The organism is Bradyrhizobium sp. HKCCYLRH1034, from assembly GCF_051168375.1.
Classification (GTDB): domain Bacteria; phylum Pseudomonadota; class Alphaproteobacteria; order Rhizobiales; family Xanthobacteraceae; genus Bradyrhizobium.
On record NZ_JBNPUW010000001.1, the window covers coordinates 529,411 to 546,787 of the forward strand.

Annotated in this window: 14 protein-coding genes; 5 read left to right on the forward strand and 9 right to left on the reverse strand. The window is 67.0% G+C overall.

All coding sequences use genetic code 11. From position 1 onward, the window contains the following. The first annotated feature begins 31 nt into the window (after nt 1-31). The 4 genes from ACQR0W_RS02375 to ACQR0W_RS02390 all read left to right on the forward strand — a co-directional run bounded on the left by ACQR0W_RS02375 (nt 32) and on the right by ACQR0W_RS02390 (nt 4,266). Complete coding sequence (locus ACQR0W_RS02375; RefSeq protein WP_006613390.1) at nt 32-493, forward strand: Lrp/AsnC family transcriptional regulator; 462 nt, start codon at nt 32-34, stop codon at nt 491-493. Between the two features lie 526 nt (nt 494-1,019). After that, the gene (locus ACQR0W_RS02380; protein WP_316170605.1) at nt 1,020-1,394 is read left to right on the forward strand and encodes a hypothetical protein; all 375 of its coding nucleotides are present in this window, start codon (nt 1,020-1,022) and stop codon (nt 1,392-1,394) included. A gap of 453 nt (nt 1,395-1,847) precedes the next feature. Then, nucleotides 1,848-2,951 carry a ferredoxin gene (locus ACQR0W_RS02385; protein ID WP_316186862.1) on the forward strand — a complete coding sequence of 368 codons (1,104 nt, stop codon included), beginning with the start codon at nt 1,848-1,850 and terminating at the stop codon, nt 2,949-2,951. Nucleotides 2,952-3,006: 55 nt separating this feature from the next. Further along, nucleotides 3,007-4,266: a 2Fe-2S iron-sulfur cluster-binding protein gene (locus ACQR0W_RS02390; RefSeq protein ID WP_315826404.1), complete on the forward strand. Its 1,260-nt coding sequence runs from the start codon at nt 3,007-3,009 to the stop codon at nt 4,264-4,266. 203 nt (nt 4,267-4,469) lie between these two features. Here the strand turns inward: ACQR0W_RS02390 and ACQR0W_RS02395 are convergent, their stop codons facing one another. From ACQR0W_RS02395 to ACQR0W_RS02405, 3 genes are all read right to left on the reverse strand, one after another. Beyond that, on the reverse strand, nt 4,470-5,642 hold the full coding sequence (locus ACQR0W_RS02395; protein WP_315715735.1) for a fumarylacetoacetate hydrolase family protein: 1,173 nt from the start codon (nt 5,640-5,642) through the stop codon (nt 4,470-4,472). 85 nt (nt 5,643-5,727) lie between these two features. Beyond that, nucleotides 5,728-8,709, reverse strand: coding sequence for an autotransporter outer membrane beta-barrel domain-containing protein (locus ACQR0W_RS02400; protein WP_434840561.1), 2,982 nt, complete (start codon nt 8,707-8,709; stop codon nt 5,728-5,730). A gap of 267 nt (nt 8,710-8,976) precedes the next feature. After that, a complete protein-coding gene (locus ACQR0W_RS02405) occupies nt 8,977-9,930 on the reverse strand; it encodes a DMT family transporter (RefSeq protein ID WP_434840560.1) in 954 nt (317 codons plus the stop codon). On the opposite strand from ACQR0W_RS02405, the gene ACQR0W_RS02410 reads away from it, so the two are divergent. Then, a complete protein-coding gene (locus ACQR0W_RS02410) occupies nt 9,929-10,117 on the forward strand; it encodes a hypothetical protein (RefSeq protein ID WP_316191784.1) in 189 nt (62 codons plus the stop codon). The two genes, ACQR0W_RS02405 and ACQR0W_RS02410, sit on opposite strands and share 2 nt — an antisense overlap. Nucleotides 10,118-10,124: 7 nt before the next feature. On the opposite strand, the gene ACQR0W_RS02415 is transcribed toward ACQR0W_RS02410, so the two are convergent. The 6 genes from ACQR0W_RS02415 to ntrB form a co-directional block, all read right to left on the reverse strand. Beyond that, entirely contained in the window at nt 10,125-10,964 is an 840-nt protein-coding gene (locus tag ACQR0W_RS02415) for an aldo/keto reductase (RefSeq protein ID WP_316191785.1), read from the reverse strand. Nucleotides 10,965-11,174: 210 nt separating this feature from the next. After that, nucleotides 11,175-13,865 (reverse strand): nitrate reductase, encoded by a 2,691-nt coding sequence (locus ACQR0W_RS02420; RefSeq protein ID WP_434840559.1) that lies wholly within the window; start codon nt 13,863-13,865, stop codon nt 11,175-11,177. Between the two features lie 19 nt (nt 13,866-13,884). Next, nucleotides 13,885-15,099, reverse strand: a complete 1,215-nt coding sequence (locus ACQR0W_RS02425; RefSeq protein WP_434840558.1) for an NAD(P)/FAD-dependent oxidoreductase — start codon at nt 15,097-15,099, stop codon at nt 13,885-13,887. Nucleotides 15,100-15,104: 5 nt separating this feature from the next. After that, nucleotides 15,105-15,530, reverse strand: coding sequence for a globin family protein (locus ACQR0W_RS02430; RefSeq protein WP_316191787.1), 426 nt, complete (start codon nt 15,528-15,530; stop codon nt 15,105-15,107). An 82-nt stretch (nt 15,531-15,612) separates the two neighbouring features. Beyond that, nucleotides 15,613-16,407 carry an ABC transporter ATP-binding protein gene (locus ACQR0W_RS02435; protein ID WP_315715819.1) on the reverse strand — a complete coding sequence of 265 codons (795 nt, stop codon included), beginning with the start codon at nt 16,405-16,407 and terminating at the stop codon, nt 15,613-15,615. Nucleotides 16,408-16,416: 9 nt separating this feature from the next. Continuing rightward, on the reverse strand, nt 16,417-17,325 hold the full coding sequence (ntrB, locus tag ACQR0W_RS02440) for a nitrate ABC transporter permease (RefSeq protein ID WP_434840557.1): 909 nt from the start codon (nt 17,323-17,325) through the stop codon (nt 16,417-16,419). Nucleotides 17,326-17,377: the final 52 nt, after the last annotated feature.

Below are 17,377 nucleotides of genomic sequence, written 5' to 3' on the forward strand. Positions count from 1 at the left end.
TTCAGAATCCACTTTGAGCGATTTTATCCCAATGCCTGACCTCGACGCCATCGACCGCAAGATCCTCGGCCATCTCCAGGCCGATGGCCGCATCACCATGCAGGAGCTCGCCGACAAGGTCGGGCTGTCGGTCTCGCCCTGCCACCGCCGCGTCAAGCTCTTGGAGGAGCGCGGCGTCATCACCCGCTATCTCGCGACCGTCGACCAGAAGGCGCTCGGGCTGCACGTTTCGGTCTTCATCTCCATCAAGCTGGCGCGGCAGAAGGAGGAGGATTTGAAGCGGTTCGAAAAGGCGATCTCGGCCTGGCCCGAGGTGCTGGAGTGCTATCTGATGACGGGCAATCGCGACTATCTCCTGCGCGTGGTCGCGGCCGATCTCTCCTCTTATGAAGCGTTCCTGAAAACCAAGCTGACGAGGCTCGACGGCATCGCCTCGATCGAGTCGAGCTTTGCGCTGAGCCAGGTGAAGTACTCGATCGCATTGCCGGTGTGAGGCAGGCCATCGCCACGACCTCAGCTGTCGTCCCTGCGAACGCAGGGACCCATACTCCGCGGCAGACGTTGCGAAGAACGACTGGTCCAACATCGTGCGCAACAACATCTCCCTGGGGTTATGGGTCCCGGATCTGCGCGTGCTGCGCGCGCTTGTCCGGGACGACAGCGGAGAGCCAAGCGAGACTTTCGGCCATCTCTGGCGCTCGGCCATGAGAGACCTCGCATGAGCCCCTCTCCCTGCGCCGTCATTCCGGGGCGCCCGCAGGGCGAGCCCGGAATCCATAACCACGATCGTGCGTATGGATTCCGGGCCCGCGCCGCTGCGCGACGCGTCCCGGAATGACGACCCTTGTTGTGTCATCGGGTTTGCCACAATCATGAGTCCAGGACCGACCGGGATGGTCACATGCGTTCTTACTCCCGCGGCGCGTTGCGCCCGGGTCATGCTGATCTCATCGCCCTCATAACAGAGGGCGCAGGGAAGGCCGGGCGCTGGCCGCGCCCGTGGCCCGCCTGCGGAAAAAATGCAGGCGGCAGGTACCACAGGTCTGGCCGAAAACACCCGGCCTTCCCTGCGCGATGGTTTTGACGGCTGCTTCGCGTTCTCCCCGGTGCGCCGGCTTTTGGCCACCGTGCGCGACGACGCGCTGTCCGCGCGCCGCCGCGGCGACACCAGCATCGGGGTGCCAGGACCGCGCGACTTGACCGTGCGTGCATCATTGTTCGTCGGCGCGAATGATCACGCTGCAACGACACACGCCCATCGCATTCCGCTGCCGACGTCCATGACGACCGCGATACGTCCCCTCCGACGCAACGGAACGGGCTGGACTGTAATGCTGATTATACGAAATCGGCAAGCGATTTATTTTTTGCCTGACGGCTGGACAGGATTTTAGCGCGCGATCTGATTTGCCCGTCGGGTCGTTATGGCAGCGTCGAAATCATCTGCGCACTGCCCTGATCACGCCCGAACTACGTCACAGCCGAGGCCGTCATTGATCCAGATCAAACGATCTGGAAAAACTGCTCCAGCCCCCGATCAAATCCTTGATGTTCCTCGATTTGATCCAGATCAAACGGCCGCAGGCCGACCGCAGCATGGCCCAGGGACGTCCATATTGGCCGTCAAAAAGCGCCACATCTCGCCGTCAGATTCTGCGTCACAGCATGCGCTGCGACACGAAGTCACAGGGATTGCGGGACTAACAACTCCGCGCCTGTGAACGTGACGTCGGCGCGATCGTGAAGACCAACTCGCGTCCTGGAAAGCAATGCAGAACAACAGCGCTCAACGTTCGCCCCGACACGACTACGCTTCGCAACATCGAGATGCCCGGCCGCTCGCGCACGTGGCGGTGAAGGTGGCCCCCGCCAGATATCAGCCGGCCGCACAGGCCGGCAGCCGCAGCACCGGACGGGCCGAGCGGCGATTCTGGCTGACGATGCAGACGGTCATGCTGGTCGTCGGCGTGCTGCTGGTGAATCTGCTGCTGTTCTTCCCTCCCCTCGGCATCGCCCTGATGTGGAATCTCCTGATTCCGATCGCGCCCGCGCTGGTGACGATCTCGCCCGGCCTGTGGCGCAACATCTGTCCAATGGCGACCTTCCATCTGTTGCCCAACAAGATGGGCATCTCGCAGAACATCCGGATGCCGGAATGGGGCGCGGCGACGCTCGCGGTGATCAGCGTGACCTTGCTGTTCATCGTCGTGCCGATGCGACGAATCGGACTCAATGTCGACGGTCCGCTGACGGCGGTCATGCTGCTGTCGGCCGCGGTCATGGCGTTCGCGATGGGCTCTGTGTTCGAAATGCGCTCGGGCTGGTGCACCTCGCTGTGTCCGATCCACCCCGTCGAGCGGCTCTACGGCACCAACCCTGCCCTGACCTTCAAGAATGCCCGCTGCAACATCTGCGAGGCCTGCAGCAATCCGTGTCCCGACTCCACGCCCGAACTGACGCCGACGGCGGGCGTGCCCACCAAAGTCCAGCAGTCCCTCGGCAACTTCCTCATCGGCAGCTTCCCCGGCTTCGTCTGGGGCTGGTATCAAGTGCCGGACTATCCGCCGCAGCAGGTCGACCAGGCCGCGATCATCACCGCCTATGTGTGGCCGCTGGGCGCCGCGCTCGTCAGCTACGTCGTCTTCAGGATCGGCGAGCATATCCTGCGCTACAGGCCCGCCGCCCGCACCCGGATGCATCGCATCTTCGCGGCGGCCGCGATCAGCACCTACTACTGGTATCGCCTGCCCGGCCCGGCATCCTTGCTGCCGGACTGGTTTCCGCTGGTCTCGCATCTCATCACGACGCCGTTCTTCTTCTGGTTCCTGGTGCTGCGTTCGCCGAAGGTGAGCTGGCTGAAGCGGCCGGTGATGGCGTCGAACTACTGGTCGAGCCGGTTCGAGAGCACCGCCAACAAGAATCTCATCCGCGTGTCGCCCGGCAAGGCGTGAATCCCCGCGGTCTCATCCCACCATCGTCACAGCGTATCCGATCGAGGAGTGAACCATGTCGAACTTCAGGACCGTCACCGTCAAGGGCCGCCAGTTCCGCGTCCGCGCGGGTGACGTGCTGCTCGATGGCGCGCTCGCCAACGGCGTCGAGATTCCGTTCGACTGTCGCGCCGGCACCTGCGGCACCTGCATGGTTCACGTCTCCAAGGGCCAGACGGTGTGCGGCGAGACGCATACGCAGGGCATGATCTACGCCTGCCAGGCGCGCGTCGTCTCCGATCTCGACGTCGAGCTGGAGGACGTGCCGGAAATCGACACCAGCAAGGCGCGGCTGGTCGGCCTGCGCGAGGTCGCGCCCGACATCATGGAGCTGATGATCGCCCCGGAGAAGAGCATCAGCTATCTGCCCGGGCAGTACTTCAAGTTCACCTTCAACGGCTATCCGGCACGCGCCTACAGCCCGACGGCGTCGTTCGACGGCCGCATCGGCGGCCGCGTCATCCATCTCAACATCAAGCGCGTGCGTGGCGGCCGCGTCACGACCGCGCTCGGCAGCGGCATCCGTCCCGGCCATCGGCTGCGCATCCAGGGGCCGTATGGGCATGCGTTCCTGCGCCCTGGCGGCACCGGCCGTCTCGTCCTCGCCGGCAGCGGCACCGGCTTCGCGCCGATCTGGGCGATCGCCGCGATGGCGCTGCGCGAGTCCCGCAACCGGCCGATGGTGATCATTGCCGGCGCCAAGAAGCTGCCGCAGCTCTACATGACGCCGATCCTGGCGCAATTGGCGCGGCTGCCGAACGTCACGATCATCCCGACGGTCGAGGAAGGTCCGGTCAATCATCCCTCGATCCGCACCGGACGGATCGAGCCGCACATGCCGACGCTGACGGCCTCCGACGTCGTCTATGCCTGCGGCTCGCCGCGCATGGTGACCGCGCTCGCCGGGATGGTCGAGAAGGCCGGCGCGACGTTCTATGCCGACCCGTTCGATTCCGCGCCACCGGAAGCGCCATCTGGCCTGATCGGGCGCATCAAGACGCTCGTGGCGCGACGTCCGCCCGAGCCTGAGCCGGGCCGTGACGGCGGCAGGGGGCGTGACGCGTCGCTCGATCCGTTCGAGCGGGCGCTGTCGCTGGTGCCGAAGGATCCGATCGACGATGATCTGGGCCTGCGCCGGTCGGAGCCACGGCGCAGCACGGCCGCCGAACGCGACCACGCGCTGTCGCTGGTGCGCGAGCGCGCGCTGGGCGACGCCTCATCGCTGCAGGAGCGTCCGCGCCGCGCCGCCAGCCAGATGGCATCGGGGCACGTGTGAGGTGACGCAGGAGCCCCCCAGTCTCTTCGTCACTCCGGGGCGCTCGCGAAGCGAGCGAGCCCGGAGTCCATAACCACCAGCCTGCGTGATGGAGCGCGATCGTAACTCAGGCCGTCTGCCTCACGAGCGCTGCGGCGTATGGATACCGGGTTCGCGCTGTCGCGCGCCCCGGAATGACATCGTGGGTGTGGAGGCTGCGTGCCTCAGATCAGCTTGCGCCGCGCCAGGCTCCGCATCAGCGCACCCACGCCGAAGGTCCACGGCTCGCATTCGTCGCTATTGCGCATACGGTTGACGAGACGGCCGAGTTGGGGCGCCGAGATGGTGACGATGTCGTCGCGCTTGTGGGTGAACCCCTGGCCCGGCGCGTCGCGATCCTTGACGGGTGCGAACATCGTGCCGAGGAACAGCGCGAAGCCGTCGGGATATTGATGCACGGCACCGATGGTCTGGGCGACGAGGTCGGTCGGATCGCGGCTGATCTTGCTGATGGAGGAATGGCCATCGAGCACGAAGCCGTCGCTGCCGGTCACGTTCAGCGCCACGTCCATCTTGCGGACGTCATCCAGCGTGAAGGTCTTGTCGAACAGGCGCAGCAAGGGGCCGATGGCGCAGGAGGCGTTGTTGTCCTTGGCTTTCGACAGCAGCAGCGCCGAGCGGCCCTCGAAGTCGCGCAGGTTGACGTCATTGCCGAGCATGGCGCCGACGATCCGGCCGCGGCTCGACACCGCCAGCACGACCTCCGGCTCCGGATTGTTCCAGGTCGATTTCGGATGCAGCCCGGCATCCATGCCGGTCCCCACCGACGACAAAGTCGGCGCCTTGGTGAAGACCTCGGCATCGGGGCCGATGCCGACCTCGAGATATTGGCTCCAGGCGTTCTGCTCGATCAGCACCTGCTTGAGGTGCATCGCCTGGTCGGAGCCGGGCTTGAGCTTGGAGAAATCGTCGCCGACCAGACGCACCACCTCTTTCCGGATCGCCTCGGCCGAGGCCGGATTGCCGCGCGCCCGCTCCTCGATGACGCGCTCCAGCATCGAGATCGCGAAGGTGACGCCGGCCGCCTTCAGGACCTGCAGGTCGACCGGTGCCAGCAGCCACGGCTTGGCCGGATCGCGGCGATCCGGCGGGGTGTTGGCGAGGATGGCGGCGAGGTCGCCGATGCGCTGCCCGCCCATGCCGCGCAGCGCCGTCGCCGGATCATCCTGCTCGCACAGCGCGCTGACGGTGGGGAAAGCCGAGGTGACGTCATAAACACCGTCATCGCGCACCGCGACCACGGCCGGTCCGTCCACGTCGGGGCGCCAGACCCGGCCAACCAGCGTGCCGCTGGTGCCGTCGTCGGGCAGGACGGTCTCGGGCGTCAGGTTGATCATGGCGTCGTGCTCCCTGTTGTTCTTGTTGCTCAGCGCACCCCTAGCATCGGTGCACGCCGGCTCCAAGCCACACGACGTCGCGCAATCACCAACTGTAGCGCACCACGCCCTTGCCGGCGTAGGAGCGGCTGATGGACGAGAACTCGCCTTCGAAGGTCGCGGCCGCCGACCAGCCGTTGCGCCAGGCGACTTCGGCCGAGGCGGTGGTGAGCGCGAGGTCGCGCGACTGCGCGGCGCCGTTGACGACGAAGCTCGTGCCCGGCAGCGCCTGGAAGCCCGCGGTCATGGTGCGATCGGGGTTGAAATTGTGCGCCCAGGCGGCGCGGCCGCGCAGCGACAGCACGCCGTCGGCGAGCGCAAACGACCGGTCGACGCGCGCGCCGAGCTCGGTGCGCGCATCCGTCACGGTCTTGCCGGCATAGCTCAGCGCGAAGGTGCCCGCGCCGGAGAGCACCTGCTCGGCATAGGACGGCAGCACGTAAGCCGTCGCCTGGCCGCCGAGATAGGGCGTGATCCCGCCCCACGGCGTGGCATAGCGGCGGCCGGCCTCGAGGCGGGCCGAATAGGCCGACGCATCGAAGCGGGCGCGGAGCTGGTCGACGCCGGCGACGGTCACGGTGCGGTCGGTGGTCACGTCGTGCCAGCCATAGGCGAGCGCCGCGGAGAGATAGTCCGGACCACTGCGATAGCGGGCGAAGGCGCCGGCCTGGAACAGGTCGGAGCGGCCGCTGCCGCCGCCATTGACGCCGAAGCTGGTGCCGCCGCCCGACAGCGCGAAGCCGGCCAGCCAGTTCGGCGACACGATGTAATCGGCGCCCGCGGCGAAGCCGACCTCGCGGATGGTGGCGTTGTTCGAGCCGAGCGCGGCATTGCCGTCGGCGAACGAACCGCCACCAAACGGCGCCGCCCAGGTGCTCCAGCGCTCATCGAAGCGCTGGGCCGGTGTGGCCTTCACCGGCATGCGCGCGAAGGCATCGCGAGGCGAAGCGCCCTGCCCTGCGTCGGCGAACGCCGCTGCCGGACTAGATGCGTTCGCGCTGCGCCCGGCAACAAAGGGATCGGTCATCAGGCCAAGGAAGATCTTCATCGAGTCGAACATCGCCTGCTGCGAGGCGGTGGCGATCTCGCCGGACGCCTGCGTCAGGCCGGCTGGGGTCAGCGCGCCGAAAGCGAGCGGGATGCCGCCGGTGCGGTTGAAATAGCCGGTCGTGGTATCCGTGACGTTCTGCTGGTTGGTGTTGGTCCCGGCCGTGCCGAGCGTCAGGTTCAGATAGACGTTGTTGGCGTCGTAGCTCAGGCTCGAAGAGAAGTTGGCTGGCAGGTTGGTGTTGATCAGCGTGTTGAAGGTGCCGCTGATGCCGCCGGCGGCGTTGACGATCGTGTACTGCTTGTTGACATAGCTGCCGGGCGCGAAACTCGCCTGCACGGTGGCGCCGCCGAGCGTCGCCGTGCCCGTCACGTTGACCCGGTCGGCATTGGCCGGCGACACCTCGACCATGTAGCTCGCGGCCGCCGTGAAGGTGAGGCTGCCCTGCACGGTGAGCAGCCCGATCGAATTGCCCGGCGCGAGCGCGCCGCCATTGACCAGCGTGCTGCCGACGATGCCGTTGCCGCCGAGCGTGCTGCCGGCGTTCACTACGACGCTGCTGCCGGCGATGGCGCCGTTGACGGCGAGGATGCCGCCATCGACCGTGGTCGTGCCGGTGTAGGTGTTGATGCCGGACAATATCAGCTTGCCGCTGCCGACCTTGGTCAGCGAGCCTGGGCCGATGGTGCCGCACCCGCAAGGATCGGTGTCACCGATCACGCCGGAGACCTCGGTGGAGAGATTGTTGCCGCCGACCACCAGCGTGTTGAAGGCGCCGATGTAGTAGTTGCCGGAGCCCGCCAGCGAGCCGGCGGTGATGCGGCCGTCGCCATTGACACCCATGCTACCGGAGAAATCGACCACGCCGGTGCCATTGGTGACGAACTGGCCGGTGCCGCCGGTCGTATTGTCGAGGAAGCGGGTGCGGCCGCCATCATTGGTGATGATCGTGGCGGAGCCGGCGCTGGCGTGATCGAAGAACAGCGTCGATCCGCCGTCATTGGTGGTGACGGTCGCGTTCGCCGCGGTGGAATGGGCGTTGAACTGGACCTGGCCGTTCATGTTGTTGATGATGGTGGCATTGCCGGCCGACGGGGTGTCGCTGCCGAAGCCGATCCCGAACATCACGTACGAATTGCCGCCATTGGTGATGACCGCATTGGCGGCCGTGGCGGCATTGACGAACGCCAGCAGGCTGAACGTATCGTTCGTGATCGTCGCATTGCCGGCGCTGGTGTTGGCGTTGAACAGCGTGCGGCCCTGATGGTTGGTGATCACGGCGTTCCCCGCCGTGGCCGTGTCCGTGCCGCCGGCGACACCGAACGCGGTCGTGGCGATCGACTGGTTCACGATCGTCATCGTGCCGGCGGAGCTCGCGCCGAGGAAGTTGGTGGTGCCGCCGTCATTGGTGAGCGAGGTGATGCCGGAGGTGTCGGCCCTGACGACGTTGAAGATGCCGAAATTCGACACGTCGCCGATGATGCGGGCGGTGTGGGTGGCGTCGCCGAGCTGCAGCGTCGCGACGCTGCCGATGAAGGTGCCGCCCGAATAGGAGTTGGTGCCGAGCAGAATCGTGGTGCTGTTGCCGAGCAGCTCGGCGCGCACGCCGGCAACGGTCTCGCCGAGATTGTTGCCGATCGTGATCGTCTGGCCGGAATTGGCGTTGTTGATGAAGCCCCAGCCGGAGCCGGCGACGCCGAAATTCACGCCGGCGCCGCCAATCGAATAGGACTGGGCGTTGCTGAGGAAGATCCAGGAATCCGGATTGATCGGCGCGGTGACCGTGATGGTCGATGCGCCGGTGGCGCCGAACAGCGCCTCCTGGCCGCTCGATGCCGGCGGCGCGCCGGCCGGCGGGCTCTCCCAGTTGGTCGAGAGATTGTAGTCGGAAGTCGCAGTGGACGAGCCGGTGCCGCCCCAGGTGTAGTCGGTCTGGGCCTGCGCCGACGTCGTCAGCCCGAGCCCACAGAGCCCGAGCATGAGTCCCAGCGCGCCCCACACGGCCCGCGCCGTCCGACACACCGCCGTTTCGACCCGCCTCTGCACGCAATCCCCCGATCTTGCTCTGCACCCCGTGATGCAATCCAAGACCTAGCAGGCGCACAGCGCCCGCCGAGATCGACGGCGTTCCTGTTTCTTATTTGAAATCAGCACGTTACGCGTTTGATCGCAGGTGTAGCGGACACGCAACGCATCCACCCAAAAAGTCGCTCCCCCGTAATGGCCCGGGGGCGTGCGACCGATGGCTCACGGATTCGGCGAGCTCTCGCCGGCGACCTGGAGCAGTTGCGAGCGGCGGACGCGCTCGCGATGGGCGGTATAGAGGCCGCTGGAGACGATGAAGGCGGCGCCGACGATGGTCCAGACGTCCGGCACCTCGCCGAACACCAGGAAGCCGAGGATGCTGACCCACAGGAGCTGGGTGTAGGAGAACGGCGCCAGCACCGAGGCGTCGGCATAGCGGAATGCCAGCACGACGATCCACTGCCCCATGGTCGAGGCGACGCCGACCAGCACGCCGAAGCCGATGTCCTGCCAGGACGGCGTGGTCCACACGAACGGCACGATTGCCGTGAGCACGCAGACGCCGGCAATCGAGGAATAGGTCATGATGGTGATGGCGTGCTCGCGGCCGCTCATCATCCGCGTCATGATCAGCGTGCAGGCCCAGGCGAACGCCGAGACGATCGGGAACAGCGCGGCAAGATGGAACGCGCCGGTGCCGGGGCGGAGGATGATCAGCACGCCGCACAGCCCGACCGCGGTTGCGACCCAGCGGCGCAGGCCGACCTTCTCACTGAGGAAGATGATCGACAGCGCGGTGACGAACAGCGGCGCGACGAAGCCGGTCGCGGAGGCCTCGGCGATCGGCAGATAGCGTAAACCGGTGATGAACATCAGCGACGAGCCGAGCAGCGCAACGCCGCGCAGCAGCTGGAACTTGAGCTGCTCGGTGCGCATCGCGAACAGCGGCGAGCCCGGGATCATCGCCGGCACCATGATCAGCGAGAAGACCACGAAGCGGATCCAGGTGATCTCGATCGAGGGCAGCGTCTTCGAGAGATATTTCGCGGTGACGTCCGAGGTGCCGAGGAACACGGTCGACAGCAGGATCAGCGCGATGCCGCGAAACGGCCGGTCGGCCCGTGCAGGCGCGCGCTTGCCCGTGGCCTGCGGCTTCTCCTGGAGGGAGGTCGGCATGTCGTCGAGCCGCGCGGCGGCAGCCGCACTCGGTGGCGGGGTCACGGTCGAACTCGGAAGTTTGGAACAGGACGATTCGGTGAGTGGCGACAAGACGCCAATCGCGACGCCGCGACAACCCATCGAAGCGGGCAGCACTTATGCGTTGCTACGCGCCGGGGTAGCAAACATCCGTAATTTTCCGTGATGCTGCATTACAGCATGGGCAGCCCACGCGGCTTCGGCCCGCGCGGAAAGGCGCGATCGATCGCGGCGATCTCGGCCGCGGTGAGCTCGATGTCGCCGGCCGCCGCATTCTGCTCGGCATGCTCGGGCCGCGACGCCTTGGGGATCGCGAACAGCGACGACGCCCGCGTCAGGAAGGCGAGCGCGACCTGGCGCGGCGTTGCGCCATGCTGCTCCGCGATCCGCTGCAGCACCTCGCCGCCGGCGCTGCGGCGTTCCGGAAAGTCGTCATGGCCGAACGGCGAGTAGGCGACCACGGCAACACCATGCTGGCCGCACCACGGGATGACGGCATGCTCGATGGCGCGCTCCTGCAGATGATAGAGCACCTGGTTGCAGGCGATCTTGCCCTCGCCTGCGACCTCCAGCAGTTCGTCGAGATCGTCGACGTCGAAATTGCTGACGCCCCAGGACGCGATCTTGCCGGCGGCCTTGAGCTCCTCGAACGCCGCCACCGTCTCCGCGAGTGGATAGGAGCCCGGCCAGTGCAGGAGATAGCAGTCGAGCCGGTCGGTCTTCAGCCGCTGCAGCGAGCGCTCGCAGGCGGTGACAGTGCCCTTGCGCGAGGCGTTGCTCGGCAGCACCTTCGACACCAGGAACACCTCGTCGCGTCGGCCGGCGATGGCCTCGGCGATGACGAGCTCGGCATCGCCATACATCTCGGCGGTGTCGATGTGGCTCATGCCGAGATCCAGGCCGCGCCGCAGCGTGGCGATGGCGCGGCTGCGATCGGCGTGGTCGAGATACCAAGTGCCCTGCCCGATGACGGAGACGCCGCCGCCGCCGGTTCCGAATGTCTTGTGCTTCATGCGCGGGAGCATAGTGGATGAGGCGCACGGCGTCGATTGGGTGCCCTCCCTGCTCAAGGCATCTGACACGCTTCCACACCCACGTCATTCCGGGGCGACGCGTCAGCGTCGAACCCGGAATCCCGAGCTTGTCTTGCTGTTTCATTTCCACCATGTCGAGATTCCAGGTTCGAGGCCGTTGGCCTCGCCCCGGAACGACAGTGTTCTCGGCTAGCTCGCCGCCGCGATCGGCGGGGCGTCCGTGGCCGTCTGCGCGATCAGCCGCTTCATCTCCGGAACGCACGAGCCGCAATTGGTGCCGGCCTTGAGCTGCGCACCGATGGCGGCGGGCGTGCGCGCGCCGCCGGCGATGGCGTCGCAGATGGTGTCGCGGCCGACGCCGAAGCAGGCGCAGACGATCGGGCCGCCGCCGACGCCGTCGGGCGCGCGGCCGGACAGCAGCGTGCGACGCTGGTCGTCGTCGAGGCGGTCGGCGGCGAACATCGTCTTCACGACGTTCCAGTCGCCAGCATCATGGCCGGGGCCGACGAACAAACAGGTTTCGATGCGATCGTCGGCGAACGACGCGGCGCGATAGATGCCGCCGCCGACATCCATGTAATCGGTGACGTCGTCGGTGGCGCGCGCCTTGAACCAGACCGGCCAGCGCGACAGATCGCCGTTGTCGGCGAACAGATAGCCGAAGCCGCCCGAGACCGTCGCGCGCGCCCACCACAGATTGGTCGGCAGCTCGAGCTCGGTACGCGACAGGATGAAGCCACGGAATACATACTCATAGGGACTGATCGCGGCCGGCGTCGCCTTGGCCTCGGGCTGGCCGGAGAACGGATCGGTGTGGGAGGCGACCAGCGCGCCGACGCGGCCATGCGATGAGTTGGTGGCGTTCCAATGGATCGGCGCGAACAGCATGCCGCGCTGCTGGCGCTCGCTGACGACGACCTTGAGGATGCACTGGCCGTGCTCGGTCGTGACCTTGGCGAAACCGTCATGCATCAGGCCATAGCGCAGCGCGTCATCCGGGTGCACCTCGACGAACGGCTCCGGCAGATGCGCTGATAGCCGCGGGCTCAAGCCGGTGCGCGTCATCGTGTGCCACTGGTCGCGGATGCGGCCGGTGTTCAGGCGCAGCGGGCGGGCGGCGGTGGTCTCGCCGCGCAACGCCGGCACCTCCGGCGCGACGAAGCGCGCTTTGCGATCGTTGGTGAAGAAGGCGCCGTCGGCGAAAAAGCGCGGCTCGGGCGGCTTGCCCGCGCGCGCCGGCCATTGCACCGGCGCCATCGCGTCGTATTCGTCGTCGGTGATCGTCGCCAGCGCGCCGATGTCGAAGTCGCGCGTGCCGTCGTTCTCGAAGGCCGACAACGCCGCGTGCTCGCGGAACACGTCTGCCGCAGAGTTGTAATTGAAGGCGCCCGCGTGGCCGAGCCGTTTGCCGACCTCGCTCAGGATCCACCAGTCCGGCATGGCCTCGCCGGCCGGCGCAAGGAAGGCGCGCTGGCGCGAGATGCGGCGCTCGGAGTTGGTGACCGTACCCGATTTCTCGCCCCAGGCCTGCGCCGGCAGCAGCACGTGGACGCCAGCATCGACGGTGTCGTTGGAGCGGACGTTCTCGGACACGACGAGCAGCTCGAGCTTCTTGAGCGCGGCGCGGACCAGATCGGCGTCCGGCAGCGACACCGCGGGGTTGGTGCCGATCACCCACAGCGCCTTGATCTCGCCGCGCGCGATCGCCTCGAACATCTGCACCGCCTTGAGACCCTCATGGGTGGCGATGTCCTTGGCCTTCCAGAAGCGGCGGACGCGGTCGATGTCCGGCGGCGTGAAGCCCATGTGGGCCGCGAGCTGGTTGGCGAGGCCGCCGACCTCGCGGCCGCCCATCGCATTGGGTTGGCCGGTCAGCGAGAACGGCCCCATGCCCGGCTTGCCGATGCGCGCGGTCGCGAGATGGCAGTTGAGGATCGCGTTGACCTTGTCGGTGCCCTGCGCCGACTGGTTGACGCCCTGCGAATAGAGGGTGACGACCTTGGGAGTATCGCGGAACAGCTTGAAGAAGGCGGCGACGTCGACCTCGGACAGGCCGGTGGCGAGCGCGGTCGCCGCGGCGCTGCCGGCGAGGCTCCGGGCGCGGGCCAGGGTCTCGTCGAAGCCGCTGGTGTGAGCGTTGATGTAGTCGTGATCGAGCGCACCGGTGTCGGCCAGATGCACCAGCAGGCCGGAGAACAGCGCCGCATCCGCGCCGGGTTTCAGACCGAGGAACAGGTCCGCCTCGCTTGCCGTGTCGGTACGGCGCGGATCGATGACGACGAACCTGGCGCCGCGCGCCTGCTTGTTGGCCAGCATGCGCTGGTACAGCACCGGGTGGCACCAGGCGGCGTTGCTGCCGACGAAGACCAGCAGATCGGCCTGATCGAGATCCTCATAGGTGCCGGGCACGGTGTCGGCGCCGAAGGCACGGCGGTGGCCGGCGACCGACGAGGCCATGCACAGCCGCGAATTGGTGTCGACATTGGCCGAGCCGAGAAAGCCCTTCATCAGCTTGTTGGCGACGTAGTAGTCCTCGGTCAGCATCTGGCCGGAGAGATAGAACGCCACAGCGTCTTCGCCGTCGCGGGCGACGATGTGCTTGAGGCGGGTCGCGACGTGATCGAGCGCATCGCTCCAGGCCACCCGCTGCATGCCGCCCTTGCAGCGGATCATCGGGTACAGCAGCCGGCTCTCCAGCCCGAGCGTCTGGCCGAGCGCCGAGCCCTTGGAGCAGAGTCGGCCGAGATTGGCCGGATGCGAAGGATCCCCGGAGATCGCCGCGCCGCCGCGACCGTCGGGCGTGGCGAGCACGCCGCAACCGACGCCACAATAAGGACAAGCGGTGCGCACCATCTGCAGCTTCGGATCGAGCGTCGTCATCGTCGTGCGTGGCCCCTTCTCACGCTGCCTGCGGCCGCGCCCCCGCGCGGCCGAACATCATCGCTGTCCGGATCGCTGCGACCGGTTCGCGGCTCCGGATCAGGTCGCGATACCACAACGCGTCCTGAGTCTCACCGATCAGCACGGCGCCGGTGAGGCGTCCTTCGGCGATGACGAGCTTCTTGTAGATGCCGCGCCTGGCGTCGTTGAGCACGATCGCCTCGCTGCCCTCGGCGCCCATGAAGTCGCCGGCCGAGAACACCGACACACCCGACACCTTCAGATTGGTCGAGACGACACTGCCGCCATAGGCCGCCTGGCGGCCGGCGAGATGCCGCGCCAGCACCCGCGCCTGCTCATAAGCAGGTTCGACCAGCCCATAACAGGTGCCGCGGTGCTCGGCGCATTCGCCGAGCGCGAAGATGCCGGGCGCCGAGGTCTGCATCGCGTCGTCGACGACGATGCCGCGGTTGACCGCGAGCCCCGCCTCCTTCGCCAGTGTCACATTCGGCCGGATGCCGGCCGCGAAGACCACGGCGTCGGTGGCGAGGCGCCGCCCATCGGCCAGCTCGACTCCTTCCACGCGACCATCGCCATGGATGGCCGCGGTGCTGGCATTGAGCAGAACCTCGATCCCTTTGCGCGCCACCAGCGACTTGAGCAACGCGGCGGCCGGCGCATCGAGCTGCCGCTCCATCAGCCGGTCCATCAGATGCAACAGCGTCACCCTGGCGCCGGCACGCGCCAGGCCATAGGCCGCTTCCAGCCCGAGCAGCCCGCCGCCGACGACCACCACGCGCCCCTTCTTCGCCGCCAGCGCCAGAAGCACGTCCGTGTCCCGGCTGTCGCGGAATGTGCGCACACCCGGCAGATCGGCGCCCGGCACCGGCAGCCGCAGCGGCAGCGAGCCGGTGGCGAGGACCAGGCGCGAGAACGCCACGTTCTCGTCGTTCTCGATCTGCAGCTCGCGACGGCCGACATCGATGGCGGTGACGCGCGCACCGTATTTCAACGTCACCCCACGCTCGCGCCACCAGGCCGCCGGCTTGAGCTCGATCTCGTGGGACGCGGCCTCGCCGGCCAGCACCGACGACAGCAGCACGCGGTTGTAGGCGAGCCGCGGCTCCTCGCCGATGACGGCGATCGCGTAGCGGCCGAGCGCAGTCTGCGACAATTCCTCGACCAGCTTTGCGGCAGCCATGCCGTTGCCGACGATGACGAGCGGTTCACTCAAAGCGCCTACTCCGCCGCCTGCGCCTTGCCATGGGCTTCCGCGATCATGTAGCCGGACAGCGTGCCGTAGGCCGCGGTCCAGGCATCGGCGACCTCGGGTGTCCAGCCGTCGCCAAGTCCCTTCTCAAGGGTCCACAGCAGCGCGGCGCCGACCGCCGGATAGTGCTCCGGCTTGGCGCCGTAATCGACGTGGCGCTTGGCGAGCGCGCTTGCCGCCGGCAGGATCGCGGGCAGGTTCGTCAATCCATTCACGACGACCGCCAAGGTCGCCATCAGCTTCTTGCGCTGCTCGGTGAGATCGTCGGGAAACATCGCGCGCACCTGCGGCGCGACCTCGAACAGCCGATCGTAGAAGATGGTCGCGGCCTGATCGGAGATCGGCGCGACCCTGGCAAAGCTATCCTGAACCAATGCGATCTGAGACGGCGTCATGGGAAATCCTTATGATGGAAACGAGAACCCGTTAGTCGCCCGACGCGGAGAGCGGTTCGATGCGCTCTCCGCTTTCCAATCGTCACGCCGCCTCGACGTAGCGATGCCGCTCATACAGGAACTCCAGCACGCGCTGGCGACACTTGACGTAGGTGGCGTTGGTCGCCAGCTCGAGCCGCTTGCGCGGCCGCGGCAGGGCGACCTCGAGCACCTCGCCGATATGCGCGCTCGGGCCGTTGGTCATCATCACGATGCGGTCGGACAGCAGCACCGCCTCGTCGACATCGTGCGTGATCATCAGGATGGTATTGCCGAGCTTCTGGTGCAGCGCCATCACCGAGTCCTGCAGATGCGCCCGCGTCAGCGCGTCGAGCGCGCCGAACGGCTCGTCGAGCAGCAGCACTTTCGGCTCCATGGCGAGCGCGCGGGCAATGCCGACGCGCTGCTTCATGCCGCCGGAGACCTCGTTGGGCCGCTTGTCCTTGGCATGGGCCATCTGCACCAGGTTCAGATTGTGCATGGTCCAGGCGTCGCGCTCGGCGCGGGTCTTGGTCTTGGCGAACACCTTGTCGACGCCGAGCCGCACGTTCTCGTAGACCGTCAGCCAGGGCAGCAGGCTGTGGTTCTGGAACACCACGGCGCGGTCGGGTCCCGGCGAATTGACTTCGCGCTCCTCCAGCAGCACGCCGCCGGTCGTGGCCGTGGTGAGCCCCGCCACGATGTTGAGCATTGTCGACTTGCCGCAGCCGGAATGGCCGATGATCGAGACGTATTCGCCCTTGTTGATCGAGAGGTTGATGTCCTTCAGCACTTCGGTGGTGGCGGTGCCGCGGGTGAAGGTCTTGTCGACGTGGTCGAGCTTCAGATAGGCCATGATCTCTACCTCTCAATTCGTCGCGGTGCCGCGGGTGACGATCTTGCCGACGACCGCAATCAGGCGGTCGAGCACGAAGCCGATGATGCCGACATAGAACAGCGCCAGGATGATCTCGCTGATATGCGAGGAATTCCACGCGTCCCAGATGAAGAAACCGATGCCGACGCCGCCGATCAGCATCTCGGCCGCGACGATCGCGAGCCACGACAGGCCGATGCCGATGCGCAGGCCGGTGAAGATGTAGGGCGCGGCCGCCGGAATCATGATCTTGGCGAAGAACTCCAGCGGATTGAGCTGCACCACCGCGGCGACGTTGCGATAGTCCTGCGGAATGTTGCGGATGCCGACCGCGGTGTTGATGATGATCGGCCATACCGAGGTGATGAAGATGACGAAGATCGCCGACGGCTGGCCGTCGCGGAACGCCGCCAGCGACAGCGGCAGCCAGGCGAGCGGCGGGATCGTGCGCAGCACCTGGAAGATCGGATCGAGGCCGCGCATGGCCCACACCGACTGGCCGATCAGCGTGCCGACACCGACGCCGACGACGGCAGCAATCGCGTAGCCGAAGGCGACGCGGCGCAGGCTGGCCTCGAGATGCCAGAACAGTCCCTTGTCGATGCCGCCATGATCGAAGAACGGATCGAAGATCAGCTCGCGGGTATCGCTGAACACCCGGGAGGGCGGCGGCAGCGCCGAGCCGGCCCGGCGGCAGACCAGCTCCCAAATCAGCAGGAACAGCGCCAGCACGATCAACGGCGGCACCACGCGCACCGCGGCCTCGCGGGCGATCTTTCCATAGCGTTCGGCTTTCGGCGCCTGCTTGGGCGTCATGGTCACGATGGACGCCGAGGTGGACGCCGCCGCGGTCGGCACGACCTGGGGAGCGCTATCGTTGGTCAACGCTGGCATGGACATCGGAAATCTTTCTCCGTGCAATGAGAGAGGCCGCGCGCCTTGCGCGCGCGGC

Coding starts and splice junctions, on each gene's coding strand:
- ACQR0W_RS02415 (WP_316191785.1), bottom strand. CDS start 10,964: ATGAAGCACAAGACATTCGGAACCGGCGGCGGCGGCGTCTCCGTCATC.
- ACQR0W_RS02390 (WP_315826404.1), top strand. CDS start 3,007: ATGTCGAACTTCAGGACCGTCACCGTCAAGGGCCGCCAGTTCCGCGTC.
- ACQR0W_RS02430 (WP_316191787.1), bottom strand. CDS start 15,530: ATGACGCCGTCTCAGATCGCATTGGTTCAGGATAGCTTTGCCAGGGTC.
- ACQR0W_RS02375 (WP_006613390.1), top strand. CDS start 32: ATGCCTGACCTCGACGCCATCGACCGCAAGATCCTCGGCCATCTCCAG.
- ACQR0W_RS02400 (WP_434840561.1), bottom strand. CDS start 8,709: ATGCTCGGGCTCTGTGGGCTCGGGCTGACGACGTCGGCGCAGGCCCAG.
- ACQR0W_RS02410 (WP_316191784.1), top strand. CDS start 9,929: ATGTCGTCGAGCCGCGCGGCGGCAGCCGCACTCGGTGGCGGGGTCACG.
- ACQR0W_RS02420 (WP_434840559.1), bottom strand. CDS start 13,865: ATGACGACGCTCGATCCGAAGCTGCAGATGGTGCGCACCGCTTGTCCT.
- ACQR0W_RS02380 (WP_316170605.1), top strand. CDS start 1,020: ATGCAGGCGGCAGGTACCACAGGTCTGGCCGAAAACACCCGGCCTTCC.
- ACQR0W_RS02405 (WP_434840560.1), bottom strand. CDS start 9,930: ATGCCGACCTCCCTCCAGGAGAAGCCGCAGGCCACGGGCAAGCGCGCG.
- ACQR0W_RS02395 (WP_315715735.1), bottom strand. CDS start 5,642: ATGATCAACCTGACGCCCGAGACCGTCCTGCCCGACGACGGCACCAGC.
- ntrB (WP_434840557.1), bottom strand. CDS start 17,325: ATGTCCATGCCAGCGTTGACCAACGATAGCGCTCCCCAGGTCGTGCCG.